This window comes from Rothia sp. P6271 (assembly GCF_048512995.1).
In the GTDB taxonomy this organism is placed as follows: Bacteria; Actinomycetota; Actinomycetes; order Actinomycetales; family Micrococcaceae; genus Rothia.
Map to the genome: position 1 here is coordinate 1 of NZ_JBLXXV010000003.1, position 14,807 is coordinate 14,807.

General features: G+C 47.3%; 13 protein-coding genes and 1 rRNA gene. All 14 read left to right on the forward strand.

What is annotated here, in order from left to right:
* Window positions 1-58: 58 nt before the first annotated feature.
* The 14 genes from rrf (at window position 59) to ACN08X_RS03865 (ending at window position 14,799) form a co-directional block, all read left to right on the forward strand.
* Window positions 59-175 (forward strand): 5S ribosomal RNA (gene rrf / locus ACN08X_RS03800).
* 195 nt (window positions 176-370) lie between these two features.
* Window positions 371-1,600, forward strand: coding sequence for a hypothetical protein (locus ACN08X_RS03805; protein WP_419107936.1), 1,230 nt, complete (start codon window positions 371-373; stop codon window positions 1,598-1,600).
* Between the two features lies 1 nt (window position 1,601).
* Window positions 1,602-2,597, forward strand: a complete 996-nt coding sequence (locus ACN08X_RS03810) for an HAD-IIA family hydrolase (protein WP_419107937.1) — start codon at window positions 1,602-1,604, stop codon at window positions 2,595-2,597.
* A 177-nt stretch (window positions 2,598-2,774) separates the two neighbouring features.
* The gene (locus ACN08X_RS03815; RefSeq protein WP_419107938.1) at window positions 2,775-3,503 is read left to right on the forward strand and encodes a TlyA family RNA methyltransferase; all 729 of its coding nucleotides are present in this window, start codon (window positions 2,775-2,777) and stop codon (window positions 3,501-3,503) included.
* Window positions 3,504-3,550: 47 nt separating this feature from the next.
* Window positions 3,551-4,507 carry an NAD kinase gene (locus tag ACN08X_RS03820; RefSeq protein WP_419101931.1) on the forward strand — a complete coding sequence of 319 codons (957 nt, stop codon included), beginning with the start codon at window positions 3,551-3,553 and terminating at the stop codon, window positions 4,505-4,507.
* A 22-nt stretch (window positions 4,508-4,529) separates the two neighbouring features.
* A complete protein-coding gene (gene recN / locus ACN08X_RS03825; protein ID WP_419106275.1) occupies window positions 4,530-6,257 on the forward strand; it encodes a DNA repair protein RecN in 1,728 nt (575 codons plus the stop codon).
* 29 nt (window positions 6,258-6,286) lie between these two features.
* Window positions 6,287-7,969 carry a CTP synthase gene (locus tag ACN08X_RS03830; protein WP_419101929.1) on the forward strand — a complete coding sequence of 561 codons (1,683 nt, stop codon included), beginning with the start codon at window positions 6,287-6,289 and terminating at the stop codon, window positions 7,967-7,969.
* Window positions 7,970-8,129: 160 nt separating this feature from the next.
* Window positions 8,130-8,816 carry an NUDIX domain-containing protein gene (locus ACN08X_RS03835; RefSeq protein ID WP_419101928.1) on the forward strand — a complete coding sequence of 229 codons (687 nt, stop codon included), beginning with the start codon at window positions 8,130-8,132 and terminating at the stop codon, window positions 8,814-8,816.
* 12 nt (window positions 8,817-8,828) lie between these two features.
* Window positions 8,829-9,803: a site-specific tyrosine recombinase XerD gene (gene xerD / locus ACN08X_RS03840; protein WP_419107939.1), complete on the forward strand. Its 975-nt coding sequence runs from the start codon at window positions 8,829-8,831 to the stop codon at window positions 9,801-9,803.
* Window positions 9,804-9,873: 70 nt separating this feature from the next.
* The gene (locus tag ACN08X_RS03845) at window positions 9,874-10,740 is read left to right on the forward strand and encodes a ParA family protein (protein ID WP_419101926.1); all 867 of its coding nucleotides are present in this window, start codon (window positions 9,874-9,876) and stop codon (window positions 10,738-10,740) included.
* 107 nt (window positions 10,741-10,847) lie between these two features.
* Window positions 10,848-11,717 carry a segregation and condensation protein A gene (locus ACN08X_RS03850; protein ID WP_419107940.1) on the forward strand — a complete coding sequence of 290 codons (870 nt, stop codon included), beginning with the start codon at window positions 10,848-10,850 and terminating at the stop codon, window positions 11,715-11,717.
* Window positions 11,718-11,719: 2 nt separating this feature from the next.
* On the forward strand, window positions 11,720-12,550 hold the full coding sequence (scpB, locus tag ACN08X_RS03855) for an SMC-Scp complex subunit ScpB (RefSeq protein ID WP_419107941.1): 831 nt from the start codon (window positions 11,720-11,722) through the stop codon (window positions 12,548-12,550).
* A 105-nt stretch (window positions 12,551-12,655) separates the two neighbouring features.
* A complete protein-coding gene (locus ACN08X_RS03860; protein ID WP_419107942.1) occupies window positions 12,656-13,636 on the forward strand; it encodes a pseudouridine synthase in 981 nt (326 codons plus the stop codon).
* Between the two features lie 11 nt (window positions 13,637-13,647).
* A complete protein-coding gene (locus ACN08X_RS03865) occupies window positions 13,648-14,799 on the forward strand; it encodes a prephenate dehydrogenase (RefSeq protein ID WP_419107943.1) in 1,152 nt (383 codons plus the stop codon).
* Window positions 14,800-14,807 lie beyond the last annotated feature (8 nt).

Here is a 14,807-nt window from a genome sequence, read left to right on the forward strand (position 1 = left end):
CTAATAACAAACCACAAGAGTTGTAAAACTTTTGCAGGTATTGATTATTAAATAGGTTTGCGGTGATTATATCGTAGGGGAAACGCCCGGTTCCATCCCGAACCCGGAAGCTAAGACCTACCGAGCCGATGGTACTGCACTGGGGACGGTGTGGGAGAGTAGGTTGTTGCCGCATTATTATTTGAAGGAGGATTTCTTCCAGGTAAAACTGGTAGAAGTCCTCCTTTTTTATTATCTAAATTAAACATTCATGTAAGAGAAAACGCATCAACATTTTTGATGTGTTGATAGCTCATCCTAAAATACCCCGATAAACTATATATTCAATGCCATAACGTGAATCGTCTTCACAACAATAGAGGAGCATAATTTGTCTGACCACTCCCGCCGTGACACGCACCAGAACAACGACCGTAAAGACCAGGGAAAACGACCTCAACACTCTGACCGTCAGCGTTCTGCTTCTCGTGGAGAATACAAGAAGAATTTTGGCAACCACAAAAAATTTAACGATCGTGGACGTGACGGAGAAAAACGCTATTCAAAAGATACTGAACGTTCTTCTTCAACACATCGACCTTCCCGCGATAATAATCGATCAGAGCGCTCATACCAAGATCGTAACAAAGGCGGACGACGCTATAACAACGAAAATAAACCTCAAGGTGGACATCGCCGTGGAGGAGTAGAACAACGTGAAGAACGATTCGCCCGTAAAGAAGGATACCGTCCGGCACGCCCACAAGCACCAGAACTAGACACCGACGTCACTGGTCGTGAACTTGAAGGATACATCCTGAGAGAGCTGCGAGCCCTCGAAAAAGATAACGCTGAAGTTGTTGCAAAACACCTTGTTATGGCAGGACGATACCTTGAACTTGACCCACAATTCGCGTTAGAACACGCCGTTGCTGCTACCCGCCGTGCAGGACGTATCGGAACAGTCCGTGAAGCAGCAGGAGTCGCCGCATATGTTGCTGAAAACTATGACCTATGCCTTCGTGAACTTCGCACGCACCGCCGTATCAGTGGTTCTAACCAACACCTAGCGTTACTAATCGACAGCGAACGCGCATTAGGGCGTATCGATAAAGCACTAGAAATGGCAGAACAATTCCGCTTCGATCAAGACTTACAACCGGCAACTCGTGTCGAAATCGCTCTTGTACTTTCAGGTATCCATCACGATAGAGGCAACCTACAAGAAGCAATCAAAGCACTAGAAATTCCAGAACTTAACAGCAAACGCGGATTTGAATATAGTCCACGCCTCTTTTCAGCCTACGCAAATCTTCTAGAAGAAGCCGGAAAAACCAAAGAAGCAGCACGCTGGAACCGTCTTGCTTTCATGACCGAAGCAGCTTTAGGCCAAGGAAACTTCGTAGAGCCTGAAATTTTTGATATTTTCACCGAAGAAGAACTCCTCGAGCCAGAAGAACCTTCAGTAGATATTAGTGAATTAGAATCCCAAGCTGAAAGCTCAACCTCACAAGAGCCTACCGAAGAAAAGACTATAGAAGAGACCTCCTCAGCATCTGCTGAAGAAGAATCTTCTGCAACGAACGAGGAAAATACCGACAACGCACCCAAAGACGCATAGTATGTTACTTAAAAATCATGATGCCATTCTGAGCGATCTTGACGGTGTCGTCTATACTGGCCCACATGCAATCGACGGCGCACCTCAAGCGCTTAACCGAGCAGAAGATGAAGGCGTACCTGTCGCATTCGTAACGAATAACGCTTCACGAAGCGTCGAAACCATTGCAGAACACCTACGTTCTCTAGGGGTCAATACCTCAGCAGAACGTATTGTCAGCTCAGCACAAGCTGCAGCAGAACTCTTACGAGAATACCTTAAAACAGGGGCAAAAGTTCTGATTACAGGAACTCAAGACCTTGCAGAATGTGTCGAAGCAGCAGGTTTTAAAGCGGTTTACCACCAGACAGAAAATCCTCAAGCTGTTGTTCAAGGTTTTAACCCAAAAATGGTATGGGAAAACTTAGCAGAAGCAGCCTTTACCCTAGCAGACCCAGAAATTCTGTGGATTGCAACCAACACTGACTGGACTATTCCACAAGCCCGTGGAATGGCCCCCGGAAACGGCACACTAGTACACGCCGTCGCTAAAGCGACTGGCAGAACCCCATATATTGCGGGGAAACCAGAGGCAGCGATCTTCCGAACCGGAGCTCAAAAACTCAAGAGTACTGCACCAGTTGTTGTAGGAGATCGCCTTGATACCGACATTCGTGGCGGTAATAAAGCAGGTATAGCAACAGCTTGTGTCCTGACCGGAGTAGAAAGCTATCAAAGTATTCTACAAGCCCCAACTTTTGACCGCCCAGACTATATTCTCAGCACATTAAACGATTTCTTCATAGAATATCCGAAGATAACTGTTACCTCTGAGGGAGTGAGCTACACTGCCGAAGGTGCAGGATACCACGCCAAAGTTGAAGGCGAAATTCTCACCATAACCGGTGAAGGAGAAGAACCCGATGCTTGGAGAGTCGCATGTGCTGCATGGTGGGCTGCTTACCCTCAAGAAAGAGAAAGTCACCAACCGAAAGAAATTATTCGTGGCAAACGATAATTCACCCAACGGACTTTCCCCAAAAGAAGCGGAAAGATTAGATTCTTCCTACGTAGAACACTTTATGCATCAGCTGCAACAGGCTGACACAATAAATACTATGAACCAAAAAACTCAAGAACTTTGGTCTTTGGTTCATGGGCTAGAAGACTATCTTAAAAAGGGTGAGTCCTCCGAGTGAGACTCGATAAAGAACTCGTAAATCGTGCTTTAGCACGTTCACGCACCCTTGCTCAGAAACTCATTAACGATGGTTTTGTCTCGGTCAACGGGGTAGTTATCACAAAAAGCTCCTATGACGTACTACCTCGAGACACCATCACAGTGGATGATAACGACCATATACAGTATGTTTCCCGTGCCGGGCATAAACTGATGGGCGCACTAAAAATCTTTTCCGAAGTCACAGCAGCTGATAAAAATTGTCTTGACGCTGGAGCTTCCACCGGAGGATTTACAGATGTCTTACTACAACAAGGTGCAGCACACGTTGCTGCCGTTGACGTAGGACACAATCAGCTCGTTTCCACGCTACGAGAAGACCCACGAGTTAGCGTTTACGAGGGCATGAACGTTAGATATCTACGTCCAGAACATATCGGAGGAGTCGTAGATCTTACCGTCTCTGACCTCTCTTTTATCTCCTTAACACTGGTCATGGATGCACTAGCTCAAGCAACTAGAACAGGCGGAGACCTCCTCCTGATGATTAAACCTCAATTTGAAGTAGGCCAACACAACATTGGACGTGGGGGAGTTGTCACCGACCCGATAGCTCATCAAGAAGCCATTAAGAAAGTCTCGTTGAGCGCTCAAGAATGTGGACTTAACATTGCTGGCGTTGAAAAAAGTCCATTACCGGGACAAGACGGAAATCAAGAATTTTTCCTGTGGTGCACTAAATAGTGAAAGCCAACTCAACCTCAACGCAAAAGTACCATAAGATTTATAACGTGAGCACCTCAACAAAAAAGAACTCTTCTTCTCGAAAAATTCTCGTCTTCGCCCATACCGGCCGTGAAGAAGCCCGCAAGGCAGCACGTACTGTCTGCCGTCAACTACATGAATCGGGGCTAGTTCCCGTCCTTGAACGTAGCGACCTCGAATGTCTAGTTGAGGGGTGGCAAAATCCCGTCCCTGTAGCTGTTGCTCGTGAAGCAGTAGCACTCGTTGACGTCGAACTAGGAATTGTGCTTGGTGGCGACGGCTCTATTCTGCGTGCAGCAGAGAAAGTGCGTCATACAGATATTCCACTTGTCGGTGTTAACCTTGGGCACGTCGGATTTCTAGCTGAATCTGAAGAATCAGATCTTCAAGAGACCGTGCAATGCATCGTTGAAAATAATTACACCGTCGAAGAACGCATGGCCATTGACGTAAAAGCATGGCACGGGCATCAAAAACTAGTCGAAACATGGGCCCTGAACGAAGCGAGTGTCGAAAAAGGCAACCGCGCAAAAATGATTGAGGTAGTTATCGAAGTCGACAAACGTCCGTTGAGCACCTTTGGGTGTGACGGGGTTGTTATGGCAACGCCCACGGGGTCAACAGCCTACGCTTTCTCCGGTGGTGGGCCTATCGTCTGGCCAGAAGTAGAAGCCATGCTCATGGTTCCACTATCCGCACACGCCCTTTTTGCTCGTCCTCTTGTCACTGCCCCGACATCTTCCTTAGCTGTTGAACTATTACCCCATAATGGGGTGACTGGCGTACTGTGGTGCGATGGGCGTCGAACCATCGACTTACCTGCTGGTGCAAGAATTGAAGTCTCACGATCAGAAAAATACGTTCGTCTAGCAAGAATACATACAGCACCATTCTCCGAACGTCTTGTCGCAAAATTTGAGCTTCCTATTCGCGGCTGGCGCGGTCCAGAAAACACTACTCAAGACGAAAAAACAGCCTCATAAGGATAAGAGAGACACTAATTCTATGATTGAAGAAATTCATCTGCGTGACGTGGGCGTCATTACGGATGCTCGTTTGCCGCTAGAACCGGGGTTCTCTGTGCTTACTGGTGAAACTGGAGCCGGAAAAACAATGGTTGTCACTGCTCTTGGCATGTTACTTGGTGCACGCAGTGACGCTGGAACGGTACGAAGCGGCGCGAAGAACGCTTTAGCTGAAGCTGTGATGCGCCTACCTAAAAACCATAAAGCTCTTGCTCTAGCAGAAGACGCCGGCGGTAGTTTCGACCATATTGATCAAGAACAATGTGAACTATTACTGGCACGTACTGTCTCTGCCCAAGGACGTTCACGTGCACACGTTGGAGGCTGTTCGGCACCGATTGGAAAATTAGCTGAAATTGGGCAAACACTAGTGGCAGTACACGGACAATCGGATCAGATTCGTTTGAAATCTTCTGCCGAACAACGACGAGCTCTTGACTCCTACGCTGGAGACGAACTAAGCAAGATACAGCAGAACTATCAGCAACATTATGAGCGTTATCGTCATCTTGCAACGGAGCTACGCCACGTTCGTGAAAATACTCGTGAAAGAGCTCTTGAAGCGCAAACATTAGAAAGTGCTTTAGCTGAGATTAACACGATAGAACCCATCCTCGGAGAAGACGAAAAATTATCTCAAGAAAGTCTACGGCTGACGAACATTGAGTCTTTACGTTCTGCCGCGCATACGGCTTTAGGCGCTTTGACCGGATCAGAATATCTTGAAGCTGATAGCGCTAACGTTTTAGCACTATTAGATACAGCCCGTTCTGCTCTAGAGGTGGAATCCTCTTCTGACGAACAATTAGCAACACTCGTTCAACGACTCAATGATGCGCTGATACAGATTACAGATATTGCTGAGGAGCTGTCGTCATACACCTCAAATCTAGACAGTGAAGGGCCGCATCGCTTAGCTCAAGTTCAAGAACGTTTAGCACAGCTTAAAACTCTTACTCGCAAATATGGTTCAGATATTGCTGAAGTACTCCAATGGGCAGAAGAATCTCAAGAACGTCTTGTGTCTTTGAACGACGACCCTCACCGTATTGAAGAGCTTGAAGAGGAACTACAAGACCTTCGAGAACGTCTTCAACAGCAAGCCGAGCAGATGTTGCAGATTAGGCAACGTGCAGCGAAGAAACTTGCTTATGCTGTTTCTGAAGAGTTAAGCGCGTTAGCCATGCCCCATGCCGAACTTGTTGTTGACGTTCAAGAGAATGCAAAATTCACTCCTTCTGGCAAAGACACTATTGAGTTTTTACTCAAGCCACATGAAAAGGCAACGGCTCGTCCCTTAGGAAAAGGTGCTTCTGGAGGTGAACTTTCTCGCGTAATGTTAGCGCTTGAAGTTGTCTTAGCAGAAGTCGATCCCGTCCCTACTTTTATTTTTGACGAGGTAGACTCGGGTGTGGGTGGTAAAGCCGCCGTCGAAATTGGTCGGCGACTAGCGATGCTCGCTCAACATGTTCAGGTTCTGGTGGTCACACATTTGCCTCAAGTTGCCGCTTTTGCCGATCAACATATTCTGGTCATGAAGAACGACGACGCTTCACTCTCTAAAGTCAAAGTGCTTGACGAACAAGAACGTGTCGTAGAGCTGGCTCGTATGCTAGCCGGACATGACGAATCTCTCTCTGCTCAAGAACATGCAAGAGAACTATTGAAAAATGGGAAGAACATCTCACGACCTACTCGCACGCAATAGGTGAGTGGTGTTGGCTCAGAAGAATATCAATGATAAGGTGGAATTCCGTGGCGAATGAAAAAAAGACTTCAGATAACGGCAAAGTAACACATCAGATTTTTGTAACTGGTGGTGTAGCTTCATCCCTCGGTAAAGGACTTTCAGCATCTTCTCTAGGGCGTCTGCTACGCTCTCGCGGTCTATCCGTGACGATGCAAAAGTTTGACCCTTACCTCAACGTAGACCCCGGTACGATGAACCCCTTCCAGCACGGAGAAGTTTTCGTAACAGACGATGGGGCAGAAACAGACCTCGACATCGGTCACTACGAACGTTTCCTTGACGAAAATCTCGACCAGTCTTCCAACGTAACAACCGGACAAGTCTATTCTACTGTTATCGCTAAAGAGCGTCGTGGTGAATACCTTGGCGATACCGTTCAGGTCATCCCTCATATTACCGATGAAATTAAACGTCGTATGAGAGTGCCTGCAACACGTGAAGACGCACCAGATATTATCATTACTGAAATTGGTGGAACTGTCGGTGATATTGAGTCTCAGCCGTTCCTTGAAGCTGCCCGACAAGTCCGCCGAGACGTTGGACGAAATAACGTCTTCTTTCTACACGTGTCTCTAGTGCCTTTTATTGGGCCTTCCGGAGAACTCAAAACTAAACCTACTCAGCATTCAGTTGCTGCGCTTCGTGGTTTGGGCATTATTCCTGATGGGCTCGTCCTTCGATGCGAACGAGAAGTTCCAGAATCTCATAAGAAGAAAATTGGGAACGCTTGCGACGTTGACCCTGCGGCAGTTATTTCTTGCGCTGATGCGCCTAGCATCTATGACATCCCTAAAACTCTTCACAGCCAAGGGCTAGACACATATATCCTCGATTATCTTGGTCTTGACTATCAAGAGGCTGACTTTACCGAATGGAACAAAGTTCTTACCGCTGTACACCAGCCTCAAGCTGAGGTTAATGTTGCCCTCGTCGGAAAATACATTGACCTACCTGACGCGTATCTTTCTGTCTCTGAAGCCTTACGTGCTGGAGGCTTTGCAAACAACGCTAAAGTGAACGTCAAATGGGTAGCGGCTGACCTCTGTGCCACCGACGAAGATGCTGCACACCAGCTACGCGAGATGGACGCCGTTCTTGTCCCTGGTGGATTCGGTATCCGCGGTCTCGACGGTAAAATTGGGGCACTCAAATATGCACGTGAACACCATATTCCAACACTGGGTATCTGCCTAGGTCTACAGTCAATGGTGATTGAATACGCGCGCAATGTGCTAGAAATTCGTGACGCATCGTCAACAGAATTTGACCCTGAAACACCGTCACCACTCATCGCTACAATTAAAGAACAACAACAATTTGTTGAGGGCGCCGGAGACCTTGGCGGAACGATGCGTCTTGGACTGTACCCCGCAACCTTAAACGCTGATTCTGTCGTGGCGAAGACCTATGGTGCTACTGAAGTTTCAGAACGTCACCGCCACCGTTATGAAGTTAACAATGAATATCGTGAACAGCTAGAAAAAGCTGGTCTCGTTATTAGTGGCGTATCTCCTGACGGCAATCTTGTAGAATACGTTGAACTTCCTGAAAACGTACACCCTTATTACGTTGCGACACAGGCGCATCCTGAATACCGTTCTCGCCCAACACGACCACACCCCTTGTTTGTTGGGCTGATTCGGGCAGCGCTCGCACAACGTGCAAAGTAACGAGGGAACGATATACATAGTTCTTGAGCCATAGAAAGTCGGGTGTCAGAGGTCATCTCTGATACCCGACTTTCTCTAGCTGGTGTATCTTGGAACCTCACATAACAAGCTTCGGTTGTAGACTGATACATGTTTGAGACAACCTTAGGAAGGCTCCACCATGCAATTCCCATTAGAAGAACTTGCCGACTCTATCGATCCGAGAACCACACATAATAGAACCCTTCTATGTGGCGGGCGTATTTGGGATGTCGTACGAGAGAAGGTCTCACTCACAGAAGAGTCAGCACCTTTTGAACGGGATTTTCTCGAACACCCAGGAGCCGTAGCTATTGCGGTGCTGAACGAAGACCAACAGATTCTTTTAATCCGCCAATACCGTCACCCAGTACGTGCAAACCTTTGGGAGATACCTGCTGGATTATTAGATGTGGCAGGAGAAACTCCTCTCGAAGCAGCACAACGAGAACTTGCCGAAGAAACATCTCTATGCGCTAAACAATGGGACACGTTAATGGAATTCTATAATTCTCCAGGAGGAAGTACCGAGGCCTGTCGAGTATTCTTAGCACGGGACATTGCCCCTGTTGATAAAGAACATCAGCACATTCGAGAAGATGAAGAATCTGAGATTATTATGCGATGGGTAAATCTTAAGGACGCAGTTTCTGCTGTATTATCAGGGTACATACATAACCCTAGTGCGACTAACGCGATTCTTGCTACCTATATCGCTCACCAGCAGAATTTTAGTAGCCTTTATTCTGCTCACTCACCATTTGAAGCACATCCTCGGTACAGAACAAAAGATTGTACAGGGCCTATCTGTCCAGCGAAAAACTCATAAGCCGATATCTCTATGACAACAACTTCAACACAAACAGCTTTACAACGTGGCATAGAACAATATCTGCAATTTCTCACTATCGAACGATCCCTGAGTAAAAATACGGTGGAATCATATCGTCGTGATCTTCATCGGTACGAAATATTTTTGGTACAGAATGCAATCATCTCTCCTCGCTCTATCACCTCAAAACACATTCGTGATTTTGTGACTCAACTAGCCACCGGAGTTTACCCAGAACAGAAGCCACTGAGCGTACGGAGCGTAGCAAGAGCTGTCGTTGCGGTGAGAGGAGTTCACCGTTTTTGGTTCAAAGAAGGTACTACCTCAGACGATCCCGCCTCTCATATCCAGCCACCTAAAATAGCGTCAAGACTTCCCAAAGGTATCTCCTATGAAGATGTCAAGGCTCTTGTAGAAAGCCCCGATCAACATTCTGCAACAGGTCTTCGCGACCGTGCCATGTTGGAATTTTTATACTCAACAGGGGCGCGTATTTCTGAAGTCCTGAATCTTGACCTTGATGATATCTCTGTCCAAGAGCCTGCTTCTGAATCTTCTGAACAAAAACACCGTACTGGTATGGTAAGGCTATGGGGCAAAGGCTCTAAAGAAAGAATTGTTCCCCTCGGCTCATATGCTGTGCACGCTCTGGAAGAATATTTGGTGCGTGCACGCCCAATCCTTGCTCAACAAGGTAAAGGAATACCCGCACTATTTTTGAACGCTCGTGGTGGAAGGCTCGGACGTCAGGGTGCATGGCTCATCATCAAAAATGCTGCTGAACGTGCAGGTATTGTGTCAGATATTTCTCCACATACGCTAAGACACTCGTATGCTACGCACCTGTTAGAAGGTGGGGCGGATATTCGTGTTGTCCAAGAACTTTTAGGGCATGCTTCACTGACAACAACCCAGATTTACACTAAAGTTACGGCAGAAACGTTACGCGAAGTCTTCGCGGCAACGCATCCACGAGCTCTTTAACCAGAGATAATTTGACTCTAGGCTGTACTCTAGAGAGAGAACAATTTTCGGTTTCATAAAGGTAATGCATATGAATAAATCTTTTGATGATCATTCACAGACTGGTCCAACGGGTCGTCCTGTACGGATATATCCTGATCCTGCGCCACTGCAGACTCATGGGCCAGCTCGTATTATTTCTATGGTCAACCAAAAAGGTGGAGTCGGTAAAACCACCTCGACTATTAACCTCGGTGCTGCTCTTGCCGAATGCGGACGACGCGTTCTACTCGTTGATTTTGATCCGCAAGGTGCGTTATCCGCTGGGTTTGGTGCCAACCCACACGAACTGGACCTGACAGTATATAACGTTATGATGGACCGTAACGTTGATATTCGTGAGGTTATTCAAAGTACTAACGTCGAAAATATTGACTTACTTCCTGCAAATATTGACCTTTCGGCTGCAGAAGTTCAGCTCGTCAACGAGGTTGCTCGTGAACAGGTTCTAAGTAGCGCTCTACGTAAAGTTGCTCATGAATATGATGTGATTTTGATTGACTGCCAGCCTTCTTTAGGACTGCTGACAGTCAATGCGTTGACAGCTAGCGACGGTGTCATCATTCCACTTATTTGTGAGTTTTTCGCTCTACGTGCGGTTGCACTATTGGTGGATTCGATTGAGAAAGTTCAAGAACGTCTCAACCCTAAACTTCAAATTGATGGGGTTCTTGCCACGATGTTTGATTCTCGCACTTTACATTCTAAGGAAGTTCTAGCTCGTATCATTGACGCTTTTGGAGATAAAGTTTTCGATACCGTCATCAAACGAACCGTGAAATTCCCCGATGCAAGTGTCTCTGCAGAACCTATTTTGTCGTATGCCACAACTCATCCTGGCGCAGAAGCATACCGCCAATTAGCACGTGAACTCATTAGCCGTGGTGGTGCCGCTTAAACGTGGGCAAAGCTACCTGCTAAGACCCTTGCACTTTTCTTCTGTCCTAGGGCAGAATCGTGATAGGGGAATGACCTATATCTTTTTCAGAAGGACCTGCTACATCTATGACAACAGAGCCGGTCGCTGCCGTGATGGCACCGACACCCCATACCTCAGACGAGAGAACACCAACGCCTTTTAACCTCACACTAGAGAACTTTGAAGGCCCTTTTGACCTTTTACTCTCTTTGATTACTCGCCGTAAACTCGACATCACAGATATTGCCTTATCTGAAGTAACCGATGAGTTTATCGAATATATTTCGGCTCTCTACCAACAACATCATCGTCAAGCGCTAGATACTGCCAGCGATTTTTTGGTTACCGCAGCAACACTTCTAGAACTTAAAGCTGCCCGATTATTACCGCAAGAGAGTACCTCTGAAAATAACTATGATGCAGCATTACTAGAAGCTCGAGACTTACTCTTTGCACGGCTTTTACAATATCGTGCCTATCGAGAAGTCTCAGAATACCTGAACGCTCGATACGAACAAGAATCACAACATTTCACACGAGAAGTCGCTCTTGAACCTCACCTTGCAAAAGTTCTTCCCGAACTCGTTTTTAACACGGGAGCTGAAGAATTTGCGCGTATCGCCGCCCAAGCACTACAGCTTAAAAAACGAGAAACTACTGGCATACCAGAGCCAACGGTCAATACCGAACATCTGCAAGAACCGCTCACCACTATCGCCACAGAAGAACAACATGTTCAAGAACTCCTACAAGACAGAGAAGAAGCATCCCTCCTTGAACTTCTTCAAGATGCCGGCGTATATGAAATAGCCATTGTTCGTTTTCTCGCTCTTCTTGGGTTATATCAGCAAGGTGCCATTACCTTACACCAAGAAAAGCCTTTAGGAACAATTCGTGTGATAGCTCAACAGCTCCACGAAGGTACAACACACAAACTAGTAGAGCAGGAGCAGTGACGATGTCTGAACGCTCAGAAGAATACGATTACACTGCAGAAGACCTTGCACTTCTGACTTCTGGAGCATGGAGCCCAGATACAGAAGATCACGACCACAACAACGCAGAACAACGCTCTTTCGACAATGCAGATAAGAGTGTTCAAGCTCCTGAGAACCCTTGGGAAGAACCAGAAAAAGCTGAAGAATACGCAGCACAAAAAACTCGACAGAAACCCGTAGTTCTTCTTAACGATGAGGATATCCCCAGCGTTGAACTTCAACCAGGAGGAACAAAAGCAGCTATTGAAGCCATACTTTTAATCGCGCACAAGCCGGTACGAACCCGAGAACTGTCAGAAGCTCTGCTCCTCCCTGAAGATGTGATAGAGAGCGCTTTAGACCAGCTATATCGAGAATATAATGGTTATGTAGAACAAGATACCGTGCATGAACCTCGTGGACTAGAGCTTAGACGTGTAGCAGGGGGATGGCGCATCTATTCACGTTCAGACTTTAGTCCTTGGGTAGGGCGATTCATCGGGTCAAAAGCAAATTCAAAATTGCCAAAAGCCGTGATGGAAACACTCGCAATTATTGCGTATCAACAGCCCGTAACACGAGCATATATTGCCGGCGTCCGAGGAACTAACGCTGACTCTGCGGTACGAACTCTTCTTCAACGAGAACTCATCGTAGAAACCACACCAGAACCCCAAACCCGAGCGCAACAATATATCACTACAGAACTTTTTCTGGAAAAAATCGGTTTAGATTCTTTAGACGAACTACCGCCGTTAGCCCCCTATCTACCCGATGAAAACGACCTAGAAATAGCAACGGAAAACTTTTAAAGAGTAGAAGAAAACAGCGCTATACGGCGTTGAAACACTCTTCACCTCACAATCCATTAACTCAACACACAATGTGCTACTACAGCACGAACAGGAGAAAAACACATGAGTGCACAGAAACCATCCGGTCGTTCACAGAACCGAACCGGAGCTAAAAATAATCGCGGAACAACTCACCGTAAAGGCGGTATTCCCAAAGGCGGTAAAGGTAACGGCGGAAAACGATTCCGTTCTGGAAAACCTTTCGCACAAGAACGTGGAGAATACAGACCACAACGTAACAACTCTAATTACGCTGGGCCACACCGCCCCCGCCGTCCTCGTGCAGAACCAGTAGACCATTACGATTTCTACGAACAAGACGGTGTACGACTACAAAAAGTGATGGCTCAAGCCGGTGTCGCAAGCCGACGAGTCTGCGAACAGATGATTACCGAAGGCCGAGTGACCGTCAACGACGAACTCGTCACCGAATTAGGGGTACGCGTCAACCCCGAAGAAGTCAACATCCGTGTTGATGGAATCACCATTCAAACCGACGAACGTAAAATCTATATGGCGTTAAATAAACCGGCAGGTGTTGTCTCTACTATGGAAGACCCCGACGGGCGCCCCTGCATTAACGACTTCCTACGTTCTTCTATGAGCCAACGTGTCTTCCACGTCGGCCGCCTCGACGTAGAAACTGAAGGGCTGCTACTTCTCACCAACGACGGCGAACTCACCAACCGCCTGACACACCCCAGCTACGAGATTCCTAAAACATACCTAGTTCAAGTTCACGGGCCTGTAGAAGCTGGCGTAGGTGCACAGATGAAGAGGGGCATCCGCCTTGAAGATGGTGTCTCCCGAGTAGATAGCTTCAAACTCGTAGACTCTACTCCCGGGCACGTACTCATTGAGGTAACTATCCACTCCGGTAAGAACCGTATTGTACGACGTCTCTTTGACGCAGCCGGATACCCCGTAGAAAAGCTCGTTCGTGTACAAATGGGGCCAGTTCGTATCGGATCTCAAAAACAAGGAACTATTCGCAATCTATCTAAAGTGGAAATTGGGCAGCTCCTTGCTTCTGTAGGCTTATAAAAGAGAAATATATGATGAGTCATTCACCTCAGGCAGAGGCGCACTCGCTCCCACCGGTTCTTATCGTTGGAACCGGACTCTTGGGTGCCTCCGTAGGGCTCTGTCTTCGTAGCCAAGGACGAGATGTCTACCTCGTAGACGTCTCTCCTACGGTGGAAGCTATTGCTGAAGATATTGGTGCCGGAATATCTGTTCATAAACGTGCTCAAGAGCGCGGTCTTAAAAATATGCCACTTCCACAACTGATACCTGAGGCGCCGTATCTTGTGGTTGTAGCTGCTCCGCCAGATGTTGTGGCGCAAATCGTCATAGAACAATTACAGTGGTGGCCTCATGCAACGGTAGTAGACCTGGCCTCAGTGAAAGCACCCATCGCCGAAACCGTGATTGCTTCTTCGTCAGAAGCACACCGTTATGTGGGTGCACACCCTATGGCTGGACGAGAACGATCAGGGCCGGTCTCTGCTCGCGCAGAACTATTTACGTCACGTCCATTTGTTGTGTGTCCGCACCATAGTTCCTGCGAAGAATCCATCAAAATTGCTCATCATCTAGGCGTGGAACTTGGTTCTCTTGTGACCATCATGGACGCTCAAGAACATGACCGTTCTGTTGCCCGTATTTCACACGTGCCGCAGGTGATGAGCTCTCTGCTCGCCTCCCGTTTGCAAGAAACTCCTTTACACGCATTATCGTTAGCGGGGCAGGGGTTACGAGACACCGTTCGTATTGCAGGCTCTGAACCAACCTTATGGACCCAGATTTTGTCGGCTAATGCTGAGCACGTTCGAGAGACGCTGCTTGAGATTCGACAGGAACTAGACCGTATTATCTGTAGTCTTGAAAACCCGCAAGGGCAGGGCGCTCGCTTGAGTATCGCGCAGATGATGCGTGATGGTAATGCTGGTGTGGCGCGTATTCCTGGAAAACATGGAGGTGCGCCTTCTGCCTTCTCCCAGATTGTAGTATTGGTTGAAGACACCCCTGGGACTCTTGCTCAACTCTTGCAGGAAATTGGTCAGTTAGGGGTGAACCTTGAGGACTTACGTCTTGAGCATTCTCCGGGGCAGCCGGTCGGTATGGTGGAGCTTTCGGTAAATCCTCATGAGCATGAGAAATTAATTGAAGATTTGACGAACGCCGGCTGGAAGGTTGTTCGATAAAGATGAAA

Bases quoted from the DNA above. Each gene is read 5' to 3' on its own strand.
- ACN08X_RS03810 (WP_419107937.1), top strand. From the start codon at position 1,602: ATGTTACTTAAAAATCATGATGCCATTCTGAGCGATCTTGACGGTGTC.
- recN (WP_419106275.1), top strand. From the start codon at position 4,530: ATGATTGAAGAAATTCATCTGCGTGACGTGGGCGTCATTACGGATGCT.
- ACN08X_RS03830 (WP_419101929.1), top strand. From the start codon at position 6,287: ATGATAAGGTGGAATTCCGTGGCGAATGAAAAAAAGACTTCAGATAAC.
- ACN08X_RS03835 (WP_419101928.1), top strand. From the start codon at position 8,130: ATGCAATTCCCATTAGAAGAACTTGCCGACTCTATCGATCCGAGAACC.
- xerD (WP_419107939.1), top strand. From the start codon at position 8,829: ATGACAACAACTTCAACACAAACAGCTTTACAACGTGGCATAGAACAA.
- ACN08X_RS03845 (WP_419101926.1), top strand. From the start codon at position 9,874: ATGAATAAATCTTTTGATGATCATTCACAGACTGGTCCAACGGGTCGT.
- ACN08X_RS03850 (WP_419107940.1), top strand. From the start codon at position 10,848: ATGACAACAGAGCCGGTCGCTGCCGTGATGGCACCGACACCCCATACC.
- scpB (WP_419107941.1), top strand. From the start codon at position 11,720: ATGTCTGAACGCTCAGAAGAATACGATTACACTGCAGAAGACCTTGCA.
- ACN08X_RS03860 (WP_419107942.1), top strand. From the start codon at position 12,656: ATGAGTGCACAGAAACCATCCGGTCGTTCACAGAACCGAACCGGAGCT.
- ACN08X_RS03865 (WP_419107943.1), top strand. From the start codon at position 13,648: ATGATGAGTCATTCACCTCAGGCAGAGGCGCACTCGCTCCCACCGGTT.